Here is a 25,963-nt window from a genome sequence, read left to right on the forward strand (position 1 = left end):
TAAAGTTACTTTGAAACCCTCCTGCAGTGTGCAGCGACAAATCAAAGTTACTTTGAAACCCTCCTGCAGTGTGCAGCGACAAATCAAAGTTACTTTGAAACCCTCCTGCAGTGTGCAGCGACAAATCAAAGTAAAACGTAAAAATAACATCAACCATTAAATTAAAAAACCTATGATTAACTCAATTGTATTACAACCACTCAGAAACGCAGCGTATATCCAGTACTTAACCGATACCTTAATCCAGGTATCCGTGGCTAAACACGGTCCCGGATTATTAAAGCGGTAAATTATTCAGGTGTCCACCAGTTACCAGAAGCCACAATCATACAAAGCAGTGTAATCGAATCGCCGAAATAGCTGCCCGATCGCTTCACACCATTATCCCAAAGTTTATTAAGCCATAACTGATTGTCTTTATCAATCATGGCGCTTACCATAAATGGCGACTGGAAAGTCAGATCGGTATGATCTCTTCCCGCAAGCACAGTACCATCCATTTTGTACCCGGTGTAAATTTTATTCACTTCGCCCGATGATGTTTTTTGAATCCACGTATTTAGTGCCCTAAGTTGTGCAATTCCACGCTTATCGCCGGTAGTAAGGTAATCAGTAGCCAACCGCCATGGAAAACGAGCCGAATTATAGGAGTAAGCTCCATCTGTATTCCCCTCCAGCAGCTCACCAATTGCCGGAATAAACTGGCCATCCTTTCTTTCCACAAAATCTGGCATTAAACCCGTTGCAGGGCTATAGGCTGCGAAAATATGTTGTGTAATGGCATAGGTGCTATCTACTACTGCATTCCACCTGTTATTGCCTGTTGCTTTTTGATAGGCTTTCATTTGCTGAAGCATAAAGTCTGATGGTCGGCTGCCATCACTAACCCTGTTACCTTCATTCCCTGCCCAATCGCCCATTTTAAGCGTTTTAAATTTCGTATGGACGATCGATTGCATCAGCGCATCAATTACCAATAAAGCTTCAGCCTTGTAATTGATTTCTCCTTTGCTACCCCACATTTTATCAGCCAGCAAGAAAGCGTAGGCAATGTCCATATCGCCATCTGTAGCACTACTTCCCCCTACTGAAACCACTTTACCATCACGGATTCCTTCCTGCCAGCACATTAAATGTTTATTGCCATTACTTGGATGTGCCTTAAAGAAACGTACCATACCATCGAAATATAATTTGGCATCCTGATCGTACCAGGCCATGTAAGCCATAGAGATCATGCCATAACCGTGCGCTTCAGAAACGGTGACTGTGCCGGTAGGTTGGCTCTTGATATAGTATTGGCCTTTTACACCAATATCTTCGGTGAGGTAGTTCTTTTTCCAGCGGTTGTATACCACACTCAGATCGGCATTTATTTGTACTGGAGATTTATGGTTGGGCTTAATGCTTCCTGCTGTGTAAGCTGCTTTCATATTTACTTGCTGTTGCGCACTGCAGATAACCGGTAGCACCATCGTAGAGATCAATAAAAATAATAGTTTATTCATTTTTGGTTAGTGGAGAATAGATTGTTTGTGATGCAAATAGAATAAAACCAATCCATTGCAACAAACAGTCCAACCCGAATATCAGCTCAGTAGTAGAGATGTAGGGTTGCTTTTGACAGTAAAACATGAAACAGCTGCGGCTGCAAATTTATTGCCTTCAACACCTGTAAACATCTTTTTATTAAGGCTCACTAAACAGACTTTCCACCTTACCCGTTTCCCTTTCAAAAATTTTATGATAAGATTCCTTTGGGTTGGTACTGCTCTTGAAATGATAACTTAATTCATCATTCAATACGCTTTCCTGATATACTGCAACAGTAGCAAAATATTTTTTCATCAATGGGGTTGGCTTAAAGTAAAGAAAATCACTTGCCGGGATATTATTTAGGTGTTTATAATAGATATGTACGCAACCAAGCTGCTTTAATATCTCGTAACAATTGAGGTGTTTAGCTGAATTTCTGAGCCAGATCTTATATAAATTATCATTTATCTTTTCACCATAACGAAGATATACACCAGTAAGGAACGAAAGTTTATTCTCGGTGCTCCTATATAAAATACTATCGTTTAGCCGATCACCACGATAAAAGGCCTCCATTTTCTCCGACATTTCTGCAGAAATATAATGATCTCCCTTTTCTACCATGGAAATGTTAAATGTCTTTTTCACCAAACTATCAACATATTTTTTAAGTGATTTTTCGTAGGCATTATACTGGTCAAATTGTCCTTCGTTATTTACATATTTTCTGTTGATGTAATCACTTAAAGTACCTAACAGTAAAAATTCAGGATTCATTTTTACGGTATCAGCCTGTGTTTTGCCCGGTCGGTTGGGCGACGATAACGCTGTTAATTTGAGTTGTGAGAATGCGTTTTGGGTCAAAATCATTGATACCCACAACAATAGGAATTTTAGTTTCATGTGATAGCTGTTAATTTAGTTTAAACCATTACAATATAAGACTAATCTTAGCCTATTTACAGGCTGATGATGATCTTTTTGTGGTAAATATGTTATTGTAGAGCAAATGTAGAGGCAGGATCGGCCTGTAGTATATCAATAAGGTTATAAATTCGAAAACGGGCAATCAGCCTGAATTTCTAACCAATTATGATATGAATAAACAATCACTACTCTCAGCGGCCATTGCGTTGCTCATCCTTTTTATAGGGTGTAAAAAAGCAGCATCCAAGGATGAATCTCTTAATCAACCGGTTTACGCCACATCCATTTCCATTAAATCCAATAACGAAACGCCCGAAATCGGTTCATTGGTTTCATTTACGCCCGTTTATGAATACAAAGTCGATAAGATTTCATGGTTTATAGATGAGGTTGATGCAAAAGGCGTTTCTGGAGCCAGCATTTATAGTAATGTACTCAGCTTTCTGATTAAAGATAACAAAGAACACACCGTGAAAGTTGTAGCCTCGGTTAAAGACAAAGAAATTGAGGGGACCAAAAAAGTTGCGGTAGCTAAAAAGTTTAATGTCATCGCCTTTTATAATGGCACCTACGATCTCGCGCACATTAATTTTGTTAAAGAAGCAAATGAATGGTTCCCAAAAGCGGCCGAACAATATGGCTTTACCTACACCGCCACCAACGATTGGAGCAAGCTTAACGAAACGTTTCTTTCGCAATACCAGGTGGTTCTTTTTCTTGATGACCGGGCTCCTAAAGCCAGGGAAGCTGCCTTTCAGGCCTATATGGAAAAAGGTGGCGCCTGGATGGGTTTCCATGTTTGCGCATTTAATACAAACCCTGCAGAATGGGATTGGTACTACAATAAATTTTTAGGGGTTGGAAGCTTTAAAAGCAATACCTGGTTCCCTACTACAGCCGTTTTAAAATGCGAAGATCAAAAACACCCCGCCACATTACGGCTTCCGGAAATCTTTACTTCTTCTGTTAGCGAATGGTATAGCTGGGCTAAAGACCTGCGTCAGAATCCGGATATAAAAATTCTTTGTTCGGTGCACGAAAGCAGTTTTCCGCTAGGTACAGATCCTAAACAAAGCTGGTATAGCGGCTACTACCCCATTATTTGGACCAATAACAAATATAAAATGCTCTATGCCAATTTTGGGCACAATGCGATGGATTACGCCGCCAATGTTGGAAAGTCATCTACTTTTGGCAGCGAGATCCAGAATAAATTTATCATCGATGGGCTGTTATGGCTCGGGAAGGAAAAATAGCATATAGCATCGTCATCCTGAAGGACAATATTTCTCGACATCGTTATTCCAAACATGGCGCAGAAATCTTTAAACCTGAATTGAACCCTAACAACTTTAAAAGATTTCTCCATTTCGACCGCAGTGGAGAAATCTATAAAGTATGTTAAATAAACCCAAAAATTAAATAATGAAAAAAAATATACTCCTCTACCTCACCATACTCCTCTTTACTTGTAGCTATGCCGATGCAAAAACACAACCTGGTAAGTCAAAAATTAGAATTTTCGTACTTGCAGAAAGCGGTGGTGCACATGCGCTGTTTGATGGTGCAGCCCAAATGTGGTTAAACAAGCTGGCCGGAGAAAAGGGATTCATCATCGACTATGCCAGCGACACAAAAAAAATCAACAAAGAATTCCTGAAACAATACCAGCTTTTTATCCAGCTTGATTATCCTCCATATCCCTGGGAGAAAGAAGCTCAGGAAGCTTTTGAAGATTATATTCAAAATGGAAAAGGCGCATGGATCGGCTTTCACCACCCTACGCTATTAGGCGTGTTCGACAACTACCCTATGTGGCAATGGTTCTCTGATTTTATGGGTAAAATAGAATTTAAACGCCATATTCCGGGTGGTACTTATGCTACGCTTAAGCTCGAAGATAAAAAACACCCGGTATTAAAAGGATTGCCGGCATCTTTTACCACAAGAGACGAATGGTACATTTATAACAAAAGCCCACGACCAAATGTACATGTACTGGCCAGCATTGATGAATCTACTTACAACCCCAATAAAGAAGTTAAAATGGGAGATCATCCGGTAATATGGAGCAATCAATGCGTTAAGGCAAAAAACATATACATTGCAATGGGCCATTTCCCTGAACTTTTGGAGGATAAAAACTTTACCACCCTGTTTCGTAACTGTATTTTTTGGGCTTTAAAGCATTAACAGCACTGGGATAGCCCTGCGGTTGTTAGGTCTGAGTGGAGTCGAAGATTTATAAAATAAATCCGGCCTAACTCCCGATCAAGGCATCGGGATCGGGCCCCACTGTTCTAGCCATACCACTGACTTCGAAAGAAAACGGCGTAAGCCCTCATGAATACCATTGAAAATTACATCAAAAAAATGAATAAATTTTCAGCCGGTGGGCTCTTTCTTTTTGGCAGCAAAAGAAAGAACCCATCGGTAGCCGAGGAAAGACTGTGCGGATGGGCAACATCATTAATATTCATTTTTATACCATAATTAGCCCTTAATAATACAAGAATTATTCATTTGTAAAACATTTACCATTTCTACAAAATGTTACCTAAATTACAGCTCAATTCTAATCAATTTTAGCCCAACTCTAATTCATGAAGCGGATCATCCCATTTCACCAAATCCATTAATGAAAAAATTTCCCTTATTAGTCCTAATCTGCAATGTATTTATAGGTGCGTTAATGGCACAATCTAAACTTGCCATACCTTCAATTAAAAGTTACACCACAGCTGATTATAATGCCGGAAGTGGAATATGGGATATTAAACAGGGCAAAAACGGAATACTTTACCTGGCCAATAATGACGGGCTGCTCACTTTTGATGGCAGCTACTGGAAAACTTATGCACTTCCAAACAAAAGTGCGATCAAATCGCTTGAAATTGATGCCTCAGGCAAGATATATGTTGGTGGACAGGATGAAATTGGTTATTTTTTTCCCGATCAATCCGGTATTCTAAAGTTCCATTCGCTAAAACACCTGATGCCGGAGCGTGCAAGGCAATTTGCCGACATCTGGAACATTGTGCTTTATAAAAATGAAGTCTTCTTTAGGACGATAGAATGCATTTTTGAGCTCAAGAACAACAAAATCTACACTTATGATGCACCTGGAGGCTGGATTGCCTTAAACAGGGTGGGTTCTACATTATTTGCATCAGATAAGGACCTCGGCCTTTCGGTTTTTAAGGATTCCAAATGGCAGCCATATGGTATTGGTGAAAAATCTGGTCAACTAAATACCTCTGATCTTAGAATCACTGGTATTATAGCCTATAGCAAAGATTCATTGCTGCTCTCTACCCGAAAAAACGGACTTTTTTTGATGACTGCAACCATGCTGAAAAAAATGACAACTTCGGCAGATGAAATATTCAGTACCAGTTTAATTAATGCCACGGCAAAAATAGCCGAAAATAGCTTCGCCATCTGCACGGCATCCAAAGGACTGATCATTATTGATGGGCATGGCAAACTGATTGAGCAATTTTCCAACAAACATGGCCTGCAGAACAACAACGTCAATAGTATTCTGCTCGATAATAACAAAAACCTGTGGTTGGGACAGGAAAACGGTTTAGACTTTATCAATTACAATACCTCGATAAAACACATTTATCCGAGCAGGGAAAACCATGTTCAGGGCAACGCGGTGGCCATATTTAACAACAGGTTATATATAGGATCTTCCAATAGTTTATACAGCGCAGCCCTTAATAATCAGCAAAAGGACATGAGCATGGGCGCAGGTTTGTTTACCGAAGTAGAAAATACCAGAGGAGCTGTATTGAGTTTAACGCAGGTAAATAACAGCTTGCTTGCCGGGCATCAGGATGGTGTAATGAACATCATCAATAACCAGGCAAAACTGGTTACCAATGGTCCCGGAGCCTGGATGGTTAAAGCATTTACACCTTCTAAAGAGGTAATTGCGGGTACTTATACCGGTTTTCAACTGTTAAGAGCTGAAAATGACGGTTTTGTAAACGTTGGAAAAATTGACGGTATTTATGAATCTTTGGGCAACTTAGCCCGCGACAATCAGGATAATTTATGGGCCACGCACCCGCACAGGGGAATTTTTAAAGTAAAACTATCTACCGATAGAAAAACGGCACTTAATTTTAAAATCTACACCAAAGATGATGGCTTACCATCTATACTAAATAACCGCGTTTATTTTATCAAGAACAAAATTATTGCAGCTACAGAAAAAGGCATATATGAATATGATACGGCAAAGAACAAATTTATGCCTTCAGCTTTCTATACACCTATATTTGGCGATAATCCTGTCGCCTATTTAACAGAAGATGGTAATGGCAATTTGTGGTTTGTGAGCAACCAGCGTGTGGGCCTTGTTGATTTTAGCAGATCCACACAAAGAGGAAAATTTAAACTGATTTATTTTCCGGAGCTTACCGGGCAAACGGTTAAAGGTGCCGAACATATTTATCCATACAATACAGAAAATATCTTTATTGGCGCTAATGATGGCGTTTTCCACCTCAACTACAAACGTTACGTTTCTTCAGAGCGCAAACTCAACGTAATGCTTACCTCAGTAAAGGCAATCGACGAAAAAGACAGCCTTATTTTTGGGGGTTATTTTCTGAAAAATGGCCAGCTCTCCACCTCCCAAACATCAGATCAGGTAACCAGTCTTTCTAAAGATTGGAACTCGTTCCATTTTGAATATTCTTCTACTCTTTTTGCCCAAAAGGGCAACGAAGAATTTTCGTATAAATTGGTTGGTTTTGATAACGACTGGTCTAAATGGTCTACCAAAACAGAAAAAGATTATACCAACCTCTCTTATGGAAAATATACTTTTTCGGTAAAAGTGCGTAATAACCTGGGTAATGCATCCGAACCTGTAAATTATACTTTTATTGTAGAACCGGCATGGTATCAAACAATTTGGGCTTATTTATTTTACCTGATCATTCTGGTTTCCATCATTTATTATTTTGTTAACCGGCAGCAAAAGAGATTTATGCTTCACCAGAAAAAGCATGAAGAAGAACAGAAAAGGCTTAACTATTTGCATGGCCTGGAGATGGACCGCAATGAGAAAGAAATTGTTACGCTGAAAAACGATAACCTTGAAGCAGAACTAAGCCATAAGAACCGCGAACTGGCCACCATTACCATGCATTTGGTAGACCGTGGTAAACTATTACAGGCGATAAAGGACGAATTAATTGCGCAAACCCAAAAGCTGAACATTCCTGATGCTGAACATCATTTCCGCAAGGTATATAAACTATTAAGCGATACAGAGAATGGTGATGAAGATTGGGATCATTTTGCCATTTATTTTGATCAGGTATATAACAATTACCTGGCAACAATGAAAGTAAAATTCCCCAACCTCAGTGCAACCGACCTGAAATTATGTGCTTACTTAAGGCTTAACCTTTCGTCAAAAGAAACGGCACAGCTGCTCAACATCTCCTTAAAAGGAGTCGAAATTAGCCGGTACCGCCTGCGTAAAAAACTACAGCTGCCAACAGAAGTAAACCTTTATGATTTTTTAATCGAATCGACTAACTAGATGCCTTCATTTAATCACTTCAGGACCGTTAAGCTGGCTGGCTTTGAAAAACAAACAGGTTTCACCGAACAACGCCGTTGATCCCAAATGCTGGGAAATCAAAAAAACAGTTGCAAAACAGAACAACTTGCACTACCAAACCTGAAACGCAGTGGTTTTGTGAAAATATCACTCAAACTTTCATTGAGCAGAAACGAGCAAAACAAAGTGCCGCTGTTTTTTTGATGAGCGTGGGATGGTGAGAAGCCACATTGCCGGATTGACAAAGCGCTTTGGGTACTTTGGCGCCCCAAAGTACCTTGCCGCCGCGGCATAGAGCGGGAAAAGAATCTTTATAATTAATTGTGTCCACACGATAGGGCATAGAGCGGGAAAAGAATCTTTACATTCTTGTGCAAGATGAGATAAATGGGGCATCGGACCTCTGGCGTTTGGTTATTTATTTCTTACCTACGGCCCAGAAAATTGCATTTTTAAATAAAGTGGTGTAATCTTTACTTTCAAACAAAATTGGCGAATGCCCCATAAAAATGTAAATATTTCTTGATTTACAGGCCGGGTTGGTCCATACTACCGGATGATCGCCCATGGTGATGCCATCTTTCGGTTCATAGGTATTTTCATCTACGCTTGCAAGTACCGTAACATTAGGGCGCGGACTTTTATCATAGGTGTACCATTCTTCTTTTTCAACCCAGAAAGATGGCGATACGCCCTTCATTACAGGGTGTTTCTGATCCTCAACATTTACCTTGCCTTTTGCAAATTTGGCGATGTAGTTTTTAAACTTAATTTCACCCATAAATTTATAAAACCAGGGCCAAAGGTGGTAACCATCAAACTCGCCCAATAAAGTAGCATGATGGAACCCGATCCACCCTCCTTTACCGCTATCGATGTAGTTTTCAAAAGCTTTTACGGCCTTATCTCCCCAGGCGTAAGGCGGATAATCCAGCTGGATAAAAAGCTGATAATGAGCAAGAAATGTGCTATCTATTTTATCCGTGCTTTGGATATAATCAATTGTAAAATTTTCTTCGGTGGCCAGTTTATTAAGCCAAAGCACTGCGGCTTTCGAATATTCAATATGGTGACCGCCATTTTCATAAAGCGCAATTACTTTAAATTTGGGTACTTTTTGTGCCCATAATGCGCCCGCATTAACCAGTAAAAGGATGAATGATATGATTATTTTTTTCATTTCTGTATTGGGTTATATTTTTCGAAAGTATTGATATAAATCCCGCCAGTTAATATCATACGACCTTCATTTCGCCACACAAAGATTAAAAGGCAGGATTATCTTGTTTTTCAAATCTAATTGATTTCATTTTTTTCAAAGATTTTAAAACCACTACATTAACACTACCCTGAAAAAAGTGAAGAAACGAATTGGCCCATCAATAATACCTCATTGAAAAACAAACCATCCTGCTTTACATCAACATACCTGAAACATAACGAATAAACTAAATCAGGTTATTTTGTAGAGGCATTGTAGTGGTAATAAAATAGCAATTAAGCAAAGTTTCACGGATAATTGTACAGCGCAAAACTGTGTTAACCTAACCAAATATTTCCCGCATACAAGTGAAAATCCTGTTGCTAAAAAACCTAACCGAATAAACCACCTTATGGATAAAACCGTAAACAACCGTAAGTTCCTGATTGCCACACATGGTACCCTTGCCTCAGGGGTAAAATCGTCGCTGGACATTATTATTGGAGCCATCGACAACGTTTTTCTGATGCAGGCTTATGTGGAAGAAAACAAATCACTCGAAGCAGAAATCAAAGCCTTTACTGGAGAACTCGGCGATGATGAAGAACTCATTGTTTTTACTGATTTGCTGGGTGGCAGTGTAACCAATCAAATCCTCCAATATGGCCTAAAAGACAACGTATACATTGTTGCCGGCTTTAACCTGGGTTTGATAATAGAAATTATGCTTGCAGAAAATGAAACTCCTGCCGGGCAGGTAATCGACGTGGCAATAACACGCGCAAAAGAACAAATGGTGTATGTAAATAAACTTTTAACCATACAAAATAACAACAATGATTAAGTTAACCCGTATAGATGACCGACTGGTGCATGGACAAGTAGCTTTTACGTGGACCCCTTCGCTGGGTATAGATTGCATTCTGGTAGCAAATAATAAAGTAGTGAAGGATGAATTCCAGAAAATGACGCTGAACCTTGCCAAACCTTCCGGCATTAAATTACTGATCAAATCAGTAGCTGATGCAGCTGTTTTTTTAAACGATGAGAGAAGTAAACCGCTAACCATCCTGGTATTGATTAACAATGTAAAAGATGCTGCTACACTGGTGGCCGAGGTTCCGGAAATTACTTCGGTTAATTTGGGTGGTTTAAGATCAAAAGATGGATCGAAACTGATTTCTAAGGCCTTTGCTGTGAACGAAGATGATATCGAAATTATCCGCGAATTATTGGACAATGGAATCGAACTGGAAGTAAGGCAGGTACCAACAGACCATAAGCGATTGGTTAAAGAACTGATTTAATTTTTGTATCACCGACTATCCATTTACCTAAATAAAAAATATATTGTCGTTATTATACCTGCTCATCGCAATCATCGCGATGTTTGGCCATTCAGAAGATTTTTTGGGCACCACTTTACTCAGTCGCCCGCTGATATTAGGTCCCCTCGTTGGCCTGGTGCTTGGCGATGTAACCCAGGGTACCATCATTGGCGCTACCCTCGAACTGATTTTTATGGGCAACATAAAAGTAGGTGCTGCTATCCCTCCTGATGTGATTACGGGTGGAGTTTTAGGCACGGCTTTCGCCATCATGTCGGGCAAAGGGCCGGCTATTGCACTGGCCATTGCCATCCCGGTTTCCATCCTGGCAGAAATGGTCATCAGCGGTCTTTTTGTGTTCCGACCCATATTTAATAAAAAGTTTAACCAATATGCCGGAGAAGGTAATTTTAAGGGTATCCAGCAATTGCATCTCATTTCGGGCAGCCTGAAACCTTTATTAATGGGTATTATCGTTTTCCTTGCGTTGCAACTTGGGGCTACTACGATGAAATCATTTTTAGACCTCATCCCTATGTGGGTGCAAACCGGATTACAGGTTGCAGGAAATATGCTTCCTGCATTGGGTTTTGCCTTACTAATGAACCTGATGTTTAATAAAAAAGTTGCCCCTTATTTCTTTTTGGGCTTTATGCTGGCCAGTTATTTAAAATTACCGGTTATCGCCATTGGTGGCTTTGGACTGATTATCGCCTTACTGGTTACGCAAACTCAGGAGAAACCAGTTACAGATGATGACGACTTTGCTACGGAAGCAGACGAAACCGTTACTGCGATACCTGCAACAAAATCTAAATTGGGCAAAAAAGACATCCGGTCGTTATTTTGGCGTTCTATGTTGCTTGAAGCCAATTTCAACTTCGAAACCTGGCAAAACACGGGTTTTGCTTATGCGATTATTCCCGTATTAAAAAAAATTTATACTACCAAACAGGCCATGGCAGCAGCCTTGAAAAGACATTTACAATTTTTCAATACCAGTCCGTATGGCTCAACCTTAATCCTTGGCATTACCGCAGCCATGGAAGAGCAAAACAGCAATCATGATGATTTTGATGAAGAATCAATCAATTCCGTTAAGTTAGGCTTAATGGGACCACTTGCAGGGGTTTTCGATTCATTATTCTGGGGAACCTTTAAAGTAATTGCGGCCGGTGTGGGTACATCTATGGCCATTAAGGGCAATATTATAGGTCCTATCCTCTTTCTATTGATCTTTAACCTTCCACATTTACTGCTGCGTTACCAGCTCACTTTTATCGGTTACCGGGCAGGTACTACATTCCTCCAAAACCTGGCAAAAAACAAGGTGATGGACAGGCTAACAAAAGGCGCTTCGATATTGGGTTTAATGGTGGTTGGCGCCATGCCCGCTACATTAATGAACATTACTACCCCGCTTACCATGGGAAGTGATCAATCTGCTGTAGGCCTGCAAGGTATTTTAGATCAGATTATGCCCGCCATAATTCCCCTTGGACTTACATTTCTGGTGTATTACTTCGTAAAAAAGAATGTAAAAACCACCTATTTATTACTCGGATTGCTTGCGTTGGGATTTGCAGGCAGCATTATCCATTTATTTGCTTAACCGGAAAACCTATGATTAACGGAATCGGCGTTTCACCAGGCATTTCCATCGGCAGGGCTTTGGTATTCAAAAGGATGCAGGGCAAAATAAGTAGCCAGTTACTGAATAATGAAGGCGAAATCTTTAATGAAATTAAGCACTTTGACCATGCAGTTCAACTTGCGCTAGAAGAAATAGAAAACCTAAAAAGCAACAGCACCATTGTGTTGAATAATGAAGAATACGCCATCTTAGAAACCCAGACAGAGCTGATTAACGACCCGCAAATCAGGGAAGATGTTATTGAAAAAATCAGGGCAGAAAAAATCAATGCCAATGATGCTTTATTGCGGGTACTGGATGTAATAGTACAGTTATTCGAAAACATGGATGATGAGTACATGCGTGCACGTTCTTCAGATATGAAAGACATTGCCCGCCGCATCCTCAAACACCTCAATCAAGCAGAAAACGAAGATTATACCTTCGAACCCGATACCATCATTATAGCGGAAGACCTCAGTCCTTCCGACACCATTACGATGGATACCACGTACGTAACCGGATTTGCCACTCAAACAGGGAGTAAAACCTCTCATACGGCCATCATTGCTAAATCGAAAGGTATTCCGGCCCTTGTTAACTGTGGTAAACAAATACACGAGATTAAGGATAACGATGTAATTATTCTTGATGGCACCAAAGGCTTGCTGCACGTTAATCCACATGAAAATGTGTTGCGGGAATACCGGGTAATGATTACGGATTACAAGAAACAAACCACAGAACTTAACCTGTTGAAGGATAAACCCGCAATTACAACTGATGGCACCAGGATTGTATTTTCGGGCAATATTTCCAGTTCCAGCGAGCTGGAAAACATGTTTAGTTATGGTGCCGAAGGTGTGGGTTTACTGCGCACCGAAATGCTGTTTATGGACCGCGATAACTTCCCTGATGAAGATGAGCAGTTTGAATTTTACAAAACCATTGCTTTAAATGCCAGGGGCAAAACCGTAGTGGTTAGAACCATTGATATTGGCGGCGATAAACACTTGCCTTATTTCAATTTACCTGCAGAATTAAATCCTTTTCTCGGTTACCGTGCCATCAGGATTTGCTTAGATAGAAAAGACCTGTTCATCACCCAGCTGAAAGCCATATTGAGGGCGGCTGCATTTGGTGATCTGAAAATCATGTTCCCGATGATCTCCAATTTAACAGAAATCCGGGAGGCAAAAAAAATCCTCGAAGAAGCCAAATTACGCCTCATTCAACAAAATATAAACTTTAATGCGGATATTAAAGTGGGCATCATGATCGAGATTCCCTCCGCAGCAATCACCGCCGATATTCTGGCAGAGGAAGTGAGTTTTTTTAGCATTGGCACCAATGATCTTTGCCAGTACACCCTGGCTGTAGACCGTATGAACGAGAAAATCAGCCACCTTTACGATCCTTTTAATCCCGGTGTACTGAGGCTGATCAGTAATGTAATCGAACAGGGCCGCAAATATAATGTTCATGTGGCAATGTGCGGCGAAATGGCATCAGATCCTTTAGCTACCCAATTGCTGATGGGCATGGGGCTGGAAGAGTTTTCGATGAGTGCCGCTTCGATTCCCGCTGTTAAAAAAATTATCCTGTACGGCAGTATGGAAAAAGCAAGGGAAATTTGCAAACACGTTATGCAAATGAACAGTTCAGTACAGATCATCTCCTATTTAGAACAAACACTATGATAACCAAAGATTATGTAATTACAGCCGTACAAGGGCTTCATGCACGACCGGCAACAACCCTGATCAGACTTGCAAAGCATTACAAGTCTGCCATAAGCCTAAAAAAAGGCGAAAAAACCATTAAACTGAATAGCATGTTAAATATCCTCTCTTTAAATGTAAAAGGAGGAGAAACCGTTTCGGTATCCATTGAAGGCGAAGATGAACTTGCAGCATCAGCAAATATTGATCAGTTTTTTACCACAGAATTAAAAAACCTATAAATGAAGATTACCATTACCAAAAACGAACAGGAATTTGATACCGTATCGGCATGGCGCATCATTGCCCAGATGCTGGAAAAGAAAAATTCGGTAATTGGCCTTTCTACCGGCCAAACCACCATCAATATGCACCAGATTGTGTCAGAAATTTACACGAAATACCCATTTGATGTGGCAAATATTACCTTATTTAATGTGGATGAATTAACCAATCTAAGCCGCGAGTATGCAGGAAGCTGTTATACCATGATTTTAAACCAGATTGCCGGTCCGCTTGGTATTCCACCCGAAAACTTTATCATGCCTCCAACCCTGTCGGATGATTTTGAAGCAGAAAGTGCATTATTTGAAAAAAGACTCAGCGAACGTGGCGGTGCCGACCTACAAATGCTTGGACTAGGCAGCAACGGCCATATTGGTATTAACCAGCCCGGAACGCCATTTGAGCGCGAAACTTGGGTATCGCCAATGGATCCTGATTTTGAAGCCCGTGTACGAAGGGAAACGCAGGTACCACCAGAAATCGAATTGGGTGGTTTAACCAGGGGCATAAAAAATATCATGCATACCCGTAAGCTCATTTTAATTGCAAAAGGCGCACATAAAGCTGAAATGGTTAAACAAGCCATTCTAGGTCCGATAACCACCGATATTCCGGCATCAGTAGTGCAATTACATCCCAACTGCGAAATCTTACTGGATGCTGAAGCAGGTGCATTAATTGCTGGTTATGCTAATAAAAGGGGTTATTCTTTTTAAATCTGGTTGCTGTAACAGTATTTCACATTAAAATGTAACTAAGCCCATCCGATTTTGGATAAGCCCTAGTTACGGCCAAATTTATGGCCAGGGTTTATCTGTAGTACGAAATACATTTACCACAAAGTTTTATATTATCTTTACCTGATGAGTAAGAAATCAGCACCTATCCCCATTCACAGTTTAGGTACTGCACAATCTGATATCCACTTGCGGCCTTTGAGGGATTACGCTGCACCCCGGCCCTCATTGGAAAGCGCACACAGCGACAGTTATTACATTTTTATCTTTCAGCAAACCGGAGAAAGCCGGCTAATGGTAGACTTTGCAACCGTGACTTTAAATGGTTCATGCATTTACTTTATCGCCCCCGGCCAGGTGCACCATTTTATTTCATCAAACGATACAAGCGGCTGGATCCTGGCAGCAGAACCACTATCTATAGATAAAAATTACCTTGATATACTGGAACGGGAATATGGACAACAAAAACCTGTTGAAACAGACCAATCAGGCTATAATAAGTTCGAGGGTTATTTAAAATCCTTATTTAATCTGCTTTCAGAAAATACAGTCGGCAGCCTCCAGGCTTCGTTACTGTTCCATTCGGTTTCGGTATGCGCCGGACTTTTCACGTCAATCCTGCCCAATGCAGAAGATCACCGGCTTCCCTCCCGGCAAGTTTATCTCTTCCAACAGTTTCAGGTTCTGCTCAGAAAACATTTTAGGAATGAAAAACGACCTTCAGGATATGCTGACCTGCTGCATGTTTCACCAAGCTATCTCAATGAGTGTGTAAAAACCACTTCTGGCAGGCCAGTTAGCTATTGGATACAGCAACAGGCAGTGCTCGAAGCCAAACGCTTACTGGCATACAGCAGGCTTGCTGTAAAAGAGATTGCGTACCAGCTTGGTTACGCCGACGATACCTATTTTATGCGCTTGTTTAAAAAATCGACAGGCATCTCCCCTGCAACTTTTCGTAAACATACCGCAAATAGTCCAGCTTTTACCTGATCCGAACCCTGTTTTCAGCAACGCTTATGGCCTTAATTTGTATCATCAAATCATAAGAAAATGAACAGCTATAAAGAACTGATAAGAAACGCTTTTAAGGCAGTGGTAGAAACCCCAAGTTACGATCTTAACATCATCGAAAAATACTTTAGCCTGGAGTACCGCCAATACGTAGATGGCGAGGAATTGGATTTCGATGGTTTCTGCAAACACATGAAAGCACAGAAACTCGCGATTAAATCCTCCTTAATTGATTTTCAAACGATGGTGCAAGAGGGCGACATTGTATTTACCAACCATTCGGTAGAAATACAGACTAATGAGGACAGGCATGCACTTATCCACGTAATCGCTGAATTTCGCATAAAGAACGATAAGATAATCTACTGCAACGAATTAACCCGTCTGGTAAGCGGAGATGAGCGCGAACGTGATCTAGGCTCTCGCCAGTAGGACCTGCCTGTTATTTTAAAACTGACAGAAAGCGCATATTCATTTTAAATCTGCGCCCTTTTCTGTGTGATCTGCGGGAGACAATAGTTTGCTATTTTTCCCGCAGATTTAAAAAGATAAAAACGCAGATTATGCAGATAATTTAAGTGCTTTGCTCAACCCTATTTTTCAATCACAATAAACGCTAACTGTTATTTTAATTTGACAGAAAGTGCAGATTCATTTAAAATCTGTACCCTTTTCTGTATGATCTGCGGGAAACAACAAGCGCAAATGTTATTTCAAAGAAGACAAGTGCGATTTTATTTTCGCTACTGCATCGTCTGGATCTCCCTGCGAAGCAAATATTTCTGTTGGTCCCATACCTTTACCGTAATAACGCGTATCTGCAGCTGTATCTATATCAAGCGAAGCGCCATTAATGGATACACCTGCGAAAATACCTTTACTGCGCGAATAGGAATACACCTCAGCATCGAGTTTATAATCGGTATTGGCGGTAGAACTACGTCCCACAGGGCCAGCTGCGATAGAAAGGTCACCACCCAGCGTGAAACTGCTTTTTTTGATGTTGGTAATACTGCTGCTATGTTTGAAAACCAGTACCAGTTCTACAGACTGAACGCCTATCTGCAGCCCGAAACTTCCACCGGTAATCGTCACAAATATTGGATTGCTCCAGCTGCCATCTTCTCTTTTCACCATCGCAATGCCCCTGCCACGTTTCCCACCCACTACAAAACCAGCATTAAGCAATTTGGGTACAATAATAATTCCCTCGGTAACCTTAAGCAGCGAAGAAGGGATAGATTCCTTCATTTTTCCAAAATCATCGAGCACAACGCCTGATGCTTCTATTCGTTTTTTCTCTTTTTCTTGAGCACTGGTTACAGATGGAACCAATAAGCCTGCCATGCAAGCTACAACCATGCTTAGGATGATTAATTTACTAAAATTCATATTTGAGACTAAAAATTAAATGGCCAGCTGCAAATTACAGCCAGAATGAGCCTATAACGGATCGTTAGCCAAATTTATATACTCCAGACAGGCTTTTGAGAGAAATCATCGACAAATTACTTTCAGGTGAAAATCCTTTAGTTAAAACTAAAAAATGAAAAAATTTGCATATTGTTGTCGTGTATATTATATTTGCGACAACAAAAAATATAAATCACATGAGAACATTAATATTTTCATCTCTCCAGGTTAGAGATTTAGCAGTATCAAAAGCATTCTATACCGATAAATTAGGATTTGAATTATCGGAAATGACAAATTCTGAAGCCTGCATTTTTACCTACAACAAAGGCGAGGCAAGTTTTGCCATCAGAACACCTATCGGGAACCTGGAAGGAAAAGAACCTGGCGTTGGTGTTTCACTTTGGTTTTCGATCAATGAAAAAATTGAACTATTACAAAGTGAACTGACTGAAAAAGGGGTTGTGCTTTTGGGGACAATAAATAATACTCCATTTGGAAAAACATTAATGGCAAAAGACCCTGATGGTTATACCATTACATTTTTGGAACAGGAAAAACGATGAGCAATGGTTAACGGCACTGCAAAATATTGGGTAATCGTGGCCTCAAAAGACCATGTTAAAAACGGCATTGAGCAAGGAATTGCTCAGGCCTGCCATGGAAAATCGACACCATTAAGGAGAATGAAAAAGGGGGATTTTGTTATTTATTATTCAGGGAAACAAACTTTAGGAAAGCCCGAAAAATGCCAGGAGTTTACGGCATTTGGCATAGTGGTGGATGATGATACCTATCAGTTTCAAGTTTCAGAAGATTTTTGTCCTTCAAGGCGCAAAATTGAATTTTCTGAATGTGAAGACACCTCTATTCTTCCTTTAATTGATAACTTAGATTTTATTCAGAACAAAAAAAGCTGGGGTTATCCATTCCGGTTCGGTTTCTTTCAAATTAACCAACACGATTTTAATTTAATTTCATCTCAAATGCGCAAACATCACTATGTCTAAAGAAATTGAATTTCATTTTAAAAGTCCAAAAGATAGTCCGGGTTATTTACTTGGTCAGGTGACCATGTTATGGCAGCGGAAACAAAAAAAGGTTTTGGATCCCCTGGACTTAACACAAACACAATTCGTATTACTTGCCGCTGTAGGCTGGCTTTCGAAAAAAAGTAATGCGGTAACGCAGGTTGATATTGCCAACCAAAGCAATGCCGACCGGATGATGGTATCGAAAGTATTGCGAACGTTAGAAGAAAAAGGGTTTATAACCCGGCAGGAACACGAAACCGATACAAGGGCAAAAACAATCCGGCTAACCACCGATGGAGAACTTGTTTTGCAAAAAGCAATTATTGAAGTCGAAAATGCCGATCTGGATTTTTTTGCCACATTGGATACTAAGCTTGCTTTATTTAATAAAAACATGCTTCAACTTATTGAAAAGAACAACGGATAAGGCGCAGGCCTATCCGTTAAAGGACAATGCCGTTGATTTCTAAGGTGTTGCCCTGGTTGCTTTATCAAAAGAGAATACCAGGCTTTTCTGATCTACCGCGGTTAAAGGAATTTCATGTGTATCTTTTCCTTCACCGGTGGTAAAATAAACGCTGCCCCGGGCTGTTTGTCCTTTTTCTAACCCGTCTTCGAACAAAGCAATCCCAAAAAGGGCCGGATCTGTTTTAGAAGAAGCAATGATGCTGACGGTGCCAAGGTTATATTTTCCGTTATTTTTCAGGGTAACCATTCCATTTTTATAGGTGTAAGAAAGTCCTTTCACCGTTTCCAGATAGGTTTTGTTCTTACTGGTAACCGATTGATAGGTTTGCGCATGGACAGAAAGTCCGCCAATGAATAAAAGTGAAGCCAGCAAGATTTTTTTCATTTTTTTTTATGGTAAAAATAATCCAAAAGAAAAATATTTCAAAATATGGTTTATTTCTTTAAAGTTCCCCTTTGTTAAAACCGATGGTATTTTTATAAAATTGAGGAGATATATCTGTTTTGCTTTTAAAAACCCTGCTGAAGTAGTATTAGTCCTCATAGCCAAGTTGATAAGCAATTCTTTAATCGTTTTATCGGTGAGGTACATTCGCGCTTCGCTTCAACGATAATCCGTTTTTTGATTGGTTCAGAAAGCGTGGATGCGACACCATCATGAAACAGTTTCTCATTGCCGGTTCTGTTGCAAAGATACCTTGATCTGCTCTCCCCGAAACTGAATGATTTTTATTATATAATGGATGTTTTTGAACTTCATCATTAAGGTGGAATTTACCTGCTGTGCCCAATGAATCAAGTGGACCTAATTGCGCTAAAAAAAGATTTCCGCGCAGGCGGAGAAAGTTGGTGGATAAAAAGAATTATAATATAAAAAAATAATCGAGATAAAAAACAGTATTAAAACGGTTTTTTTTGGCGCATCCAGGCTTTATCTTTAAACTACCTATTAAAAGTAAATATAATCATACAAACGCACTCCTTTTATGAAGCCCATCCTTTATACTATTATACTCCGATTTCAACCCTGGCTCCGGCATCACTTTTCGCCTGCCTGGCAATATGGATATTCATCTTAAACCGAACCATACTAAACAAATCTCCTCAATATGAACCATCTAAATTCAACACCAAAATGCTGTTGCAATGCGGCAGCAAAACAGGCAGATGCGCCACCCCCGTTACCTGCAAAAACTAAGAGCGTACTACAATCTTTCTTTTCGGCACTGTTAAGCGTGCTTATTGCCTTTTTCCCAAAATGCCCGATGTGCTGGGCAGCCTACATGAGCATGTTTGGCTCGCTAAGTATCGCAAGGCTTCCTTACATGGGCTGGCTGCTTCCGGTGCTGTTTCTCTTCCTTGGGCTGCACATGTTTCTGTTACTTCGCAGGGCGCAGAACGTAGGCTATCTCCCATTTTTTGTCAGTTTGTTCGGCGCACTATCACTGATTGTTTCCCGCTTATTTTTCCCTTCCGAACAGGCGTTACTCATGATAGGTATGGCCTTTATTATAGGTGGCTCGCTACTTAACAGCCTTTCGGCCGGGCGCCTGCGCATTACCCCTGCCCAACCGCAAATTACCCAATTATAAATGTATCCATTCAAATAAAAATAACCAATGAAACCAACACTAAAGGTCCGCAGATCAATTCAGAACCTCTACAACGATTTTAATAATGGCAAACCAGAAGCGCTCGAAAAGCTTATGGTGGCCTGGCAATTTATTAAGGCACTACCGGCCGATAACCCCAACTCATTTATGACACTTGGAGGTTTCCATGGCGAACCTTTTGTAGGTCGTGGTGCTTACGATGGCAGCTACTGGGGCGGCTATTGTAACCATGGCAATGTACTCTTCCCTACCTGGCACCGCGTATACCTGCACAAGCTGGAACAGGCACTACAAAGCGTTCCAGGCTGCGAAAGCGTGATGTTACCTTATTGGGACCAAACCTATAAGATAACCAAACCTGATGGCACAAAGGAGTTCCTCGGTGTACCCCCTATTCTTACCGAGGAGTATTTCACTTTCTCCAATAATGTAACCATCCCGAACCCTTTAAAATCATTTATAATACCAGTAGCACTACATGATTATGTAGAAGTAAGTTCATACTCCAAACCACAGGGTTACGAAACGGTGCGTTATCCGCTATCTGGCCTGGTGGGAAGACCAACAGACCGCGCCGCTGCCGAACTAAACAACAGTGCCTATTATATACCGGGCACCAATACCATTAATGTAAAACTAACCACCCAATTATTAAATGATAACGTGATCGGCTGGCTCGGAGGTACAGTAGAAATACCTGATCAGTTTAACCCCAGCAATCCACTTACCCCGGTAGGCAAATTTAGGGGCGGGGTATACGACAGTTACAAAAAAAGCCTCGATGCACCTTGTTATACGGTGTTCTCGAACAACACATCGCGCAGTGAATGGAATGACCCCAAATATGGCAACATCAATGCGCAATCGCTTGAATCGCCTCATGGCAGTATCCACCTATCGGTGGGTGGTGTTAATATGCCCGGACAGGATGCAAATCCGAATTCTCCTAATCCCAATATTCCATCAAATGCCAATGGCGATATGGGCGAGAATGAAACCGCAGGCCTTGACCCCATTTTCTTCTTCCACCATTGTAATGTAGACCGGGTATTCTGGATGTGGCAGAAAAAACACAATTCGACGGATCACCTAGACTTATCGGTACCAGGTTTCCCAGCCGATAAACAATATCCGGGAACCAATAACGAAGGGCAACAGCCGCCTGTGGGTTATGAGCCAAGCGAACAGCTCACCATGGATTCGCCACTTTTCCCTTTCAAAATGGTGGAAAACGGGCAGGAACGTTACTACCGCTCCAGCGATGCTTTTGATATCGAAAATCAATTGGGCTTTACCTATGAAAGCCTTTCACTTGATGATACCGACCAGGAAAATGCGCTGAAACTGGAAGCATCTGCACCTGAAGAGGTACACAAAAGTGATAAGGTACTGACGATAGACGGCATTAACCGCGCTAAAATTAATGGTTCTTTCGTACTTTCTGCTTATGCAACTATAGATGGGGTACGTCACTTTCTGGGTGCAGAGCCGGTATTAAGCAGGTGGCGCGTAGTGGCCTGCAAAAACTGCCTTACCCACCTCGAAGTGTCGGCATCATTTACACTTTACCAGTTTACAGAAGATGAAATTAGCAGGGCCCTTTTTGATGTGCAGATTAACGGCAGATCGGGCAATGAAGCAGAATTTGCCAAGTTTACGGTCGCAAACCAGGCCAATGCCAATAAATTGCTTACTGCCCGAGCAGCAGACAGTGTAAAACTAATGGCCGGCCCAGTAAAAGGATTGGCTGTAGAAGCCCCACTGTTAATGAACAGTTCGGCGTTTAATATGCAGGTTTCATAAACTGAACCTCTTTTAAGAAAGCTGTCTCAATTGAGACAGCTTTTTTCTATTACACCACATCATAAACTCAAGATTATGGTCTCCAAAAAAACTAAAATCAATGTAGCAGTGCTGATTTATCCGGGCGTTGAACTGATCGATATGAACGGTCCGCTGGATGTATTTGTGAAAACAAACCGTTACAATGGTAACAAGTACCGGGTATTTACCATTGCCGAAACGGCCAAGGCCATAAAAAGTGAAAGTCTGGCCGTGCACATTACACCCGATTTTACACTAAAAAACTGTCCGCAGCCTGATATTATCGTTATTCCGGGGCAGATTATGCCCGGTAATGGTCCACTCACCTTTGGCAGTGGCTCAACCAAACTCCTTAACTGGATTACCCGGGAGTCGCAACATCCAGGGATCACCATCATGTCCGTTTGTGTTGGTATTTATATCCTTGCCAAAACAGGGTTGCTCACCGGAAAGAACGTAACCACACACTGGGAGGCAATTGAAGATCTTCAGAAGCAATATCCCAATATTAGCTTTATTAAAAACCAGCGTTATGTAGCCGATGGAAGTTTTGTAACCACTGGTGGTGTTACCTCGGGGATAGATGGGGCACTCTACGTTATCGAAAAACTGGATGGTGCCGGTATTGCACAACAAGTGGCTGATGTAATGGTGTACAACAGAAATGCACCATTGCCACCCGATACCATATTAAATTAATCTATCAAGAAACTGCAGAAGTCCATATCATCTCCCCTGTTCTGATTTGCACAAATAATCCATTAACTTTCAGTTTACGATTTAAAATTCCTTATTTTTAATTGATAAGTTAAATACGATTATGGCACAGAACCAATTGATCAGAATGGATAATATGGGCATTGTTGTAGCCTCGCTCAGCAATGCTATATCTTTTTTCACCGAAATCGGCCTGAGGCTCGAAGGCAAGGCCATTGTTGAAGGGGAATGGGCGGGCCGGGTTACGGGACTTGGGGAGCAGCGTGTGGAAATTGCAATGATGGTTACTCCTGATGGTTGTAGCCGGCTTGAAATTTCGCAGTTCCTTAATCCTAACACCATTTCAGATCACCGCACAGCACCCGTTAACTCATTGGGCTACCTGCGGTTGATGTTTACTGTTTCGGACATAGAAGAGCTGTTATCCAGACTGCAAAAACATGGCGCTACACTCGTTGGTGAAGTAGTGCAATATGAGAACGCCTATAAACTCTGCTATATCCGGGGATCAGAGGGCCTTCTCATAGGACTTGCACAAGAGCTTTACAACAAGTAATTAATGGATCTTTCGCCAGGCCTTTGCTTATAGCGACCACACGGCAAGCTCATAGCCATCAGGATCAAGGAACTGAAACCTGCGTCCGCCTGGAAAGGCAAATATTTCTTTTGAAATCACACCTCCGGCATTCAGTACGTTTGTTCTGGTATCTTCTAAATCCTGTGAATAAAGGACAACTAAAATACTCCCTTTCAAAGGCTCTCCTGTGGTAAAACCTCCATCTACGAAATCTCCTTCAAAGGCTGTATATGCTGGTCCGTAATCGGTAAAAGTCCATCCGAAAGCCTGCGAGTAAAATGCCTTTACCTTTTCAAGATCGCGGGAAAGAAATTCAAGATATTGCACCTGCTGGTGTTTAAGTTTTTGCTGGATACTACTCATATTATTATTTTTTAGCGAAAATACCGATAAATCCGCTTCGTCTCTTTTGGAATATTAAAAAAAATCAGGTTTTGCTGTGTTTAATTTCTTCGCCTAAACCCCGGGCGCTACTTAAGCGATAAACGGTAGATGCTGCTGTTGGTTTGAACTTTTGAAGAGATCACATAACGGTCGACCCCCAAACCTACATAAAGCTGGTCATTCATCGAAACAAAGAATCCACCCGTCTGACTGGCCCACGCGGTATAAAATCCAGGTGCACTGGCAGGACTCCATTTATCTCCGGCAGTATCATAAACGGCAGACAGCGAAGAATAAACCGCGGAGTATTGACCGTCTCCACCACCATAAGCGTATAATTTGCCTTTATGGCTGGCAAGGTTTGGTACAAATACCCCAACATCCGGTATCCAGCTTTTTTTGATTAATGTTTTACTGTCTATGTCTATTTCGGAGAACTCGTTTCTGGTTACATTGCCTGTGCCAAGTTGATATGCCGTTTTGGAAATAAGCAGGTACGGTTTACCATTGTTAACCACTGCCTGGTGCACAATTGTATTATCATTATTTGGAAGGTCTATAAATTTCTTCCAGCTTTTATCTGCAGGGTTGTACATATCCATTTCATAATCTACACTGCCACCTTTATAAACATTTACAATGCAGTATATTTTACCTTGATATACAAAACAATCGCCAAACACCACTGTTCTGATCTTAATAGGATCTGCAGTACTGAACAACACATTTTTTACCCAGGTATTATCTTCCGGATTAAATGACCATAGCACTTCTTTATACATAAATGGATAATTATTTCCATCATCTTCTGTAGAGGGTGCAAAATAGATGATCCCATTTAAACTTTGCGCAGCATGGTGGTTTGATAAACGCGAATTGGGCGGATTGGGCAGCTTTGTCCATACTTTTGATAAAGGAGACCATTTATAGAACTTTGCATTGGAAGGCGGGTTATGCTCCGTCCAAGGGTTAAAGTAAGTGTAAAGTTCGTTATTGTGAACAAAGTAATCGCCATAGCTGTTATCGGCTACAGGATGCAATATTTTATCGAACAGTCCGCCGTCAATGATAACAATCTCGGTGCTGGATACCAGTTTACCCAGATCATAAAATTCGACCTTTGCAAGGCCAAGTGCAATTGTTTCAGGTACATCATAAATCAGCTGGGTAAGTTCAGTTGTCATCAATGAATTAACTGTTTTACCAAGGGGAACCTGAATCCCGTTGATGGTTACCTTGTAGCGACTGAAATTAACACTTTTATTTGGGCTAAGCACGCATAATGAGTTATCGAAGGGCCCATATTGTCCTTTTTCATAATTGATTAACAATTCATTGCCATAATTATTATCAATCGCAAGTCCACGCATTACATATTTATTGCGGACATGGAAATCTTCAATATCGTGCCGGTAAATCTTCGAATAAATCCGGTTACCCACACTGTTTTTATAATATAGTTTATACCACACCCTGAATTTTGCTATAGGGGCTTCAAGTTTAATATAGCATACATAACCCTGATTAAGCTTTGATCCAACTGCATTTTTGCCAACATCAGTGGTAAGGGAAAGCGAATCGGTATTGTAGATGATCCCTGTTTCGGTTTCAGGTACCAAAAGTTTGTATTTTACAAAAATATTGAGCAGATCAGTTGTTTCCGAATAAACCTCCTGGGCAAATACCGGCGCAACAACACTGTCTATCTTCTTTTTATCCGGAACAGGCTCTGGTGAATCAGCTTTCTTACAGCCCAGAAAACCTGATATAATGAATAAAAAGCAGGCTACCGGAAGGCAGGCTTTGGAGAAAGAGCGTTTATTTATCATGAAAAATAGCGTGCGTTAAATACTGATTGGCTTGCTTACATTATCACAGCCAAGATAAACAAAGATCATAAATAAATTTAATATTCAAGGCAATTGCTACGTTTGGCTCGTGACTAATCTGATTAAAAC

The 25,963-nt window shown here is 40.8% G+C and carries 25 protein-coding genes; 18 read left to right on the forward strand and 7 right to left on the reverse strand.

From position 1 onward, the window contains the following. Positions 1 to 290: 290 nt before the first annotated feature. Together R2R28_RS26500 and R2R28_RS26505 are read right to left on the reverse strand one after the other, a co-directional pair. Positions 291 to 1,508, reverse strand: coding sequence for a glycosyl hydrolase family 8 (locus R2R28_RS26500; RefSeq protein WP_316828674.1), 1,218 nt, complete (start codon positions 1,506 to 1,508; stop codon positions 291 to 293). A gap of 181 nt (positions 1,509 to 1,689) precedes the next feature. After that, positions 1,690 to 2,439, reverse strand: coding sequence for a hypothetical protein (locus R2R28_RS26505; RefSeq protein ID WP_316828675.1), 750 nt, complete (start codon positions 2,437 to 2,439; stop codon positions 1,690 to 1,692). A 194-nt stretch (positions 2,440 to 2,633) separates the two neighbouring features. On the opposite strand from R2R28_RS26505, the gene R2R28_RS26510 reads away from it, so the two are divergent. The 3 genes from R2R28_RS26510 (at position 2,634) to R2R28_RS26520 (ending at position 8,032) form a co-directional block, all read left to right on the forward strand. Further along, the gene (locus R2R28_RS26510) at positions 2,634 to 3,719 is read left to right on the forward strand and encodes a ThuA domain-containing protein (RefSeq protein WP_316828676.1); all 1,086 of its coding nucleotides are present in this window, start codon (positions 2,634 to 2,636) and stop codon (positions 3,717 to 3,719) included. A 169-nt stretch (positions 3,720 to 3,888) separates the two neighbouring features. Then, a complete protein-coding gene (locus R2R28_RS26515) occupies positions 3,889 to 4,656 on the forward strand; it encodes a ThuA domain-containing protein (RefSeq protein ID WP_316828677.1) in 768 nt (255 codons plus the stop codon). Between the two features lie 499 nt (positions 4,657 to 5,155). Continuing rightward, entirely contained in the window at positions 5,156 to 8,032 is a 2,877-nt protein-coding gene (locus tag R2R28_RS26520) for a triple tyrosine motif-containing protein (RefSeq protein ID WP_316828678.1), read from the forward strand. 439 nt (positions 8,033 to 8,471) lie between these two features. Here R2R28_RS26520 and R2R28_RS26525 read toward each other — a convergent pair whose 3' ends face one another. Further along, positions 8,472 to 9,233, reverse strand: a complete 762-nt coding sequence (locus R2R28_RS26525) for a ThuA domain-containing protein (RefSeq protein ID WP_316828679.1) — start codon at positions 9,231 to 9,233, stop codon at positions 8,472 to 8,474. A gap of 433 nt (positions 9,234 to 9,666) precedes the next feature. Between R2R28_RS26525 and R2R28_RS26530 the strand changes: the two genes are divergently transcribed. From R2R28_RS26530 to R2R28_RS26565, 8 genes are all read left to right on the forward strand, one after another. Further along, positions 9,667 to 10,098: a hypothetical protein gene (locus tag R2R28_RS26530; protein ID WP_316828680.1), complete on the forward strand. Its 432-nt coding sequence runs from the start codon at positions 9,667 to 9,669 to the stop codon at positions 10,096 to 10,098. Further along, complete coding sequence (locus R2R28_RS26535) at positions 10,091 to 10,561, forward strand: PTS sugar transporter subunit IIB (RefSeq protein ID WP_316828681.1); 471 nt, start codon at positions 10,091 to 10,093, stop codon at positions 10,559 to 10,561. Before R2R28_RS26530 ends, R2R28_RS26535 begins: the two co-directional genes overlap by 8 nt. 43 nt (positions 10,562 to 10,604) lie before the next feature. Next, on the forward strand, positions 10,605 to 12,194 hold the full coding sequence (locus tag R2R28_RS26540; RefSeq protein WP_316828682.1) for a PTS system mannose/fructose/sorbose family transporter subunit IID: 1,590 nt from the start codon (positions 10,605 to 10,607) through the stop codon (positions 12,192 to 12,194). 11 nt (positions 12,195 to 12,205) lie between these two features. Beyond that, positions 12,206 to 13,915 carry a phosphoenolpyruvate--protein phosphotransferase gene (gene ptsP / locus R2R28_RS26545; protein ID WP_316828683.1) on the forward strand — a complete coding sequence of 570 codons (1,710 nt, stop codon included), beginning with the start codon at positions 12,206 to 12,208 and terminating at the stop codon, positions 13,913 to 13,915. Beyond that, positions 13,912 to 14,178, forward strand: coding sequence for an HPr family phosphocarrier protein (locus tag R2R28_RS26550; protein ID WP_316828684.1), 267 nt, complete (start codon positions 13,912 to 13,914; stop codon positions 14,176 to 14,178). Before ptsP ends, R2R28_RS26550 begins: the two co-directional genes overlap by 4 nt. Then, on the forward strand, positions 14,179 to 14,937 hold the full coding sequence (locus R2R28_RS26555; protein WP_316828685.1) for a 6-phosphogluconolactonase: 759 nt from the start codon (positions 14,179 to 14,181) through the stop codon (positions 14,935 to 14,937). Positions 14,938 to 15,084: 147 nt separating this feature from the next. Beyond that, positions 15,085 to 15,954 carry an AraC family transcriptional regulator gene (locus R2R28_RS26560; RefSeq protein WP_316828686.1) on the forward strand — a complete coding sequence of 290 codons (870 nt, stop codon included), beginning with the start codon at positions 15,085 to 15,087 and terminating at the stop codon, positions 15,952 to 15,954. A 60-nt stretch (positions 15,955 to 16,014) separates the two neighbouring features. Continuing rightward, positions 16,015 to 16,407 carry a nuclear transport factor 2 family protein gene (locus R2R28_RS26565; protein ID WP_316828687.1) on the forward strand — a complete coding sequence of 131 codons (393 nt, stop codon included), beginning with the start codon at positions 16,015 to 16,017 and terminating at the stop codon, positions 16,405 to 16,407. A 276-nt stretch (positions 16,408 to 16,683) separates the two neighbouring features. On the opposite strand, the gene R2R28_RS26570 is transcribed toward R2R28_RS26565, so the two are convergent. Continuing rightward, on the reverse strand, positions 16,684 to 17,367 hold the full coding sequence (locus R2R28_RS26570) for a lipid-binding SYLF domain-containing protein (protein WP_316828688.1): 684 nt from the start codon (positions 17,365 to 17,367) through the stop codon (positions 16,684 to 16,686). A 218-nt stretch (positions 17,368 to 17,585) separates the two neighbouring features. Between R2R28_RS26570 and R2R28_RS26575 the strand changes: the two genes are divergently transcribed. The 3 genes from R2R28_RS26575 to R2R28_RS26585 are packed head-to-tail and all read left to right on the forward strand — an operon-like array spanning position 17,586 to position 18,849. Further along, complete coding sequence (locus R2R28_RS26575) at positions 17,586 to 17,954, forward strand: VOC family protein (protein ID WP_316828689.1); 369 nt, start codon at positions 17,586 to 17,588, stop codon at positions 17,952 to 17,954. 3 nt (positions 17,955 to 17,957) lie between these two features. Beyond that, complete coding sequence (locus R2R28_RS26580; protein WP_316828690.1) at positions 17,958 to 18,398, forward strand: EVE domain-containing protein; 441 nt, start codon at positions 17,958 to 17,960, stop codon at positions 18,396 to 18,398. Beyond that, on the forward strand, positions 18,391 to 18,849 hold the full coding sequence (locus R2R28_RS26585) for a MarR family winged helix-turn-helix transcriptional regulator (protein WP_316828691.1): 459 nt from the start codon (positions 18,391 to 18,393) through the stop codon (positions 18,847 to 18,849). The genes R2R28_RS26580 and R2R28_RS26585 overlap by 8 nt, the downstream gene beginning before the upstream one ends. Before the next feature lie 39 nt (positions 18,850 to 18,888). Here the strand turns inward: R2R28_RS26585 and R2R28_RS26590 are convergent, their stop codons facing one another. Continuing rightward, positions 18,889 to 19,275, reverse strand: a complete 387-nt coding sequence (locus R2R28_RS26590) for a hypothetical protein (RefSeq protein ID WP_316828692.1) — start codon at positions 19,273 to 19,275, stop codon at positions 18,889 to 18,891. 724 nt (positions 19,276 to 19,999) lie between these two features. Between R2R28_RS26590 and R2R28_RS26595 the strand changes: the two genes are divergently transcribed. The 4 genes from R2R28_RS26595 to R2R28_RS26610 all read left to right on the forward strand — a co-directional run bounded on the left by R2R28_RS26595 (position 20,000) and on the right by R2R28_RS26610 (position 23,600). Continuing rightward, positions 20,000 to 20,482 (forward strand): hypothetical protein, encoded by a 483-nt coding sequence (locus tag R2R28_RS26595; RefSeq protein WP_316828693.1) that lies wholly within the window; start codon positions 20,000 to 20,002, stop codon positions 20,480 to 20,482. Positions 20,483 to 20,509: 27 nt separating this feature from the next. Continuing rightward, positions 20,510 to 22,306 (forward strand): tyrosinase family protein, encoded by a 1,797-nt coding sequence (locus R2R28_RS26600; protein WP_316828694.1) that lies wholly within the window; start codon positions 20,510 to 20,512, stop codon positions 22,304 to 22,306. Between the two features lie 75 nt (positions 22,307 to 22,381). Then, positions 22,382 to 23,026 carry a DJ-1/PfpI family protein gene (locus R2R28_RS26605; protein ID WP_316828695.1) on the forward strand — a complete coding sequence of 215 codons (645 nt, stop codon included), beginning with the start codon at positions 22,382 to 22,384 and terminating at the stop codon, positions 23,024 to 23,026. A gap of 121 nt (positions 23,027 to 23,147) precedes the next feature. Further along, the gene (locus tag R2R28_RS26610) at positions 23,148 to 23,600 is read left to right on the forward strand and encodes a VOC family protein (RefSeq protein WP_316828696.1); all 453 of its coding nucleotides are present in this window, start codon (positions 23,148 to 23,150) and stop codon (positions 23,598 to 23,600) included. A 27-nt stretch (positions 23,601 to 23,627) separates the two neighbouring features. Here R2R28_RS26610 and R2R28_RS26615 read toward each other — a convergent pair whose 3' ends face one another. Both R2R28_RS26615 and R2R28_RS26620 read right to left on the reverse strand, forming a co-directional pair. Next, positions 23,628 to 23,984, reverse strand: a complete 357-nt coding sequence (locus tag R2R28_RS26615) for a VOC family protein (protein WP_316828697.1) — start codon at positions 23,982 to 23,984, stop codon at positions 23,628 to 23,630. 107 nt (positions 23,985 to 24,091) lie between these two features. Continuing rightward, on the reverse strand, positions 24,092 to 25,834 hold the full coding sequence (locus R2R28_RS26620; protein ID WP_316828698.1) for a hypothetical protein: 1,743 nt from the start codon (positions 25,832 to 25,834) through the stop codon (positions 24,092 to 24,094). Positions 25,835 to 25,963 lie beyond the last annotated feature (129 nt).

It is taken from the genome of Pedobacter miscanthi (assembly GCF_032678605.1).
Classification (GTDB): domain Bacteria; phylum Bacteroidota; class Bacteroidia; order Sphingobacteriales; family Sphingobacteriaceae; genus Pedobacter; species Pedobacter miscanthi_A.

Bases quoted from the DNA above. Each gene is read 5' to 3' on its own strand.
- R2R28_RS26500 (WP_316828674.1), bottom strand. From the start codon at position 1,508: ATGAATAAACTATTATTTTTATTGATCTCTACGATGGTGCTACCGGTT.
- R2R28_RS26570 (WP_316828688.1), bottom strand. From the start codon at position 17,367: ATGAATTTTAGTAAATTAATCATCCTAAGCATGGTTGTAGCTTGCATG.
- R2R28_RS26555 (WP_316828685.1), top strand. From the start codon at position 14,179: ATGAAGATTACCATTACCAAAAACGAACAGGAATTTGATACCGTATCG.
- R2R28_RS26515 (WP_316828677.1), top strand. From the start codon at position 3,889: ATGAAAAAAAATATACTCCTCTACCTCACCATACTCCTCTTTACTTGT.
- R2R28_RS26610 (WP_316828696.1), top strand. From the start codon at position 23,148: ATGGCACAGAACCAATTGATCAGAATGGATAATATGGGCATTGTTGTA.
- R2R28_RS26525 (WP_316828679.1), bottom strand. From the start codon at position 9,233: ATGAAAAAAATAATCATATCATTCATCCTTTTACTGGTTAATGCGGGC.
- R2R28_RS26560 (WP_316828686.1), top strand. From the start codon at position 15,085: ATGAGTAAGAAATCAGCACCTATCCCCATTCACAGTTTAGGTACTGCA.
- ptsP (WP_316828683.1), top strand. From the start codon at position 12,206: ATGATTAACGGAATCGGCGTTTCACCAGGCATTTCCATCGGCAGGGCT.
- R2R28_RS26575 (WP_316828689.1), top strand. From the start codon at position 17,586: ATGAGAACATTAATATTTTCATCTCTCCAGGTTAGAGATTTAGCAGTA.
- R2R28_RS26600 (WP_316828694.1), top strand. From the start codon at position 20,510: ATGAAACCAACACTAAAGGTCCGCAGATCAATTCAGAACCTCTACAAC.
- R2R28_RS26580 (WP_316828690.1), top strand. From the start codon at position 17,958: ATGGTTAACGGCACTGCAAAATATTGGGTAATCGTGGCCTCAAAAGAC.
- R2R28_RS26520 (WP_316828678.1), top strand. From the start codon at position 5,156: ATGGCACAATCTAAACTTGCCATACCTTCAATTAAAAGTTACACCACA.
- R2R28_RS26505 (WP_316828675.1), bottom strand. From the start codon at position 2,439: ATGAAACTAAAATTCCTATTGTTGTGGGTATCAATGATTTTGACCCAA.
- R2R28_RS26565 (WP_316828687.1), top strand. From the start codon at position 16,015: ATGAACAGCTATAAAGAACTGATAAGAAACGCTTTTAAGGCAGTGGTA.
- R2R28_RS26510 (WP_316828676.1), top strand. From the start codon at position 2,634: ATGAATAAACAATCACTACTCTCAGCGGCCATTGCGTTGCTCATCCTT.
- R2R28_RS26620 (WP_316828698.1), bottom strand. From the start codon at position 25,834: ATGATAAATAAACGCTCTTTCTCCAAAGCCTGCCTTCCGGTAGCCTGC.
- R2R28_RS26550 (WP_316828684.1), top strand. From the start codon at position 13,912: ATGATAACCAAAGATTATGTAATTACAGCCGTACAAGGGCTTCATGCA.
- R2R28_RS26585 (WP_316828691.1), top strand. From the start codon at position 18,391: ATGTCTAAAGAAATTGAATTTCATTTTAAAAGTCCAAAAGATAGTCCG.
- R2R28_RS26535 (WP_316828681.1), top strand. From the start codon at position 10,091: ATGATTAAGTTAACCCGTATAGATGACCGACTGGTGCATGGACAAGTA.
- R2R28_RS26530 (WP_316828680.1), top strand. From the start codon at position 9,667: ATGGATAAAACCGTAAACAACCGTAAGTTCCTGATTGCCACACATGGT.
- R2R28_RS26605 (WP_316828695.1), top strand. From the start codon at position 22,382: ATGGTCTCCAAAAAAACTAAAATCAATGTAGCAGTGCTGATTTATCCG.
- R2R28_RS26590 (WP_316828692.1), bottom strand. From the start codon at position 19,275: ATGAAAAAAATCTTGCTGGCTTCACTTTTATTCATTGGCGGACTTTCT.
- R2R28_RS26595 (WP_316828693.1), top strand. From the start codon at position 20,000: ATGAACCATCTAAATTCAACACCAAAATGCTGTTGCAATGCGGCAGCA.
- R2R28_RS26615 (WP_316828697.1), bottom strand. From the start codon at position 23,984: ATGAGTAGTATCCAGCAAAAACTTAAACACCAGCAGGTGCAATATCTT.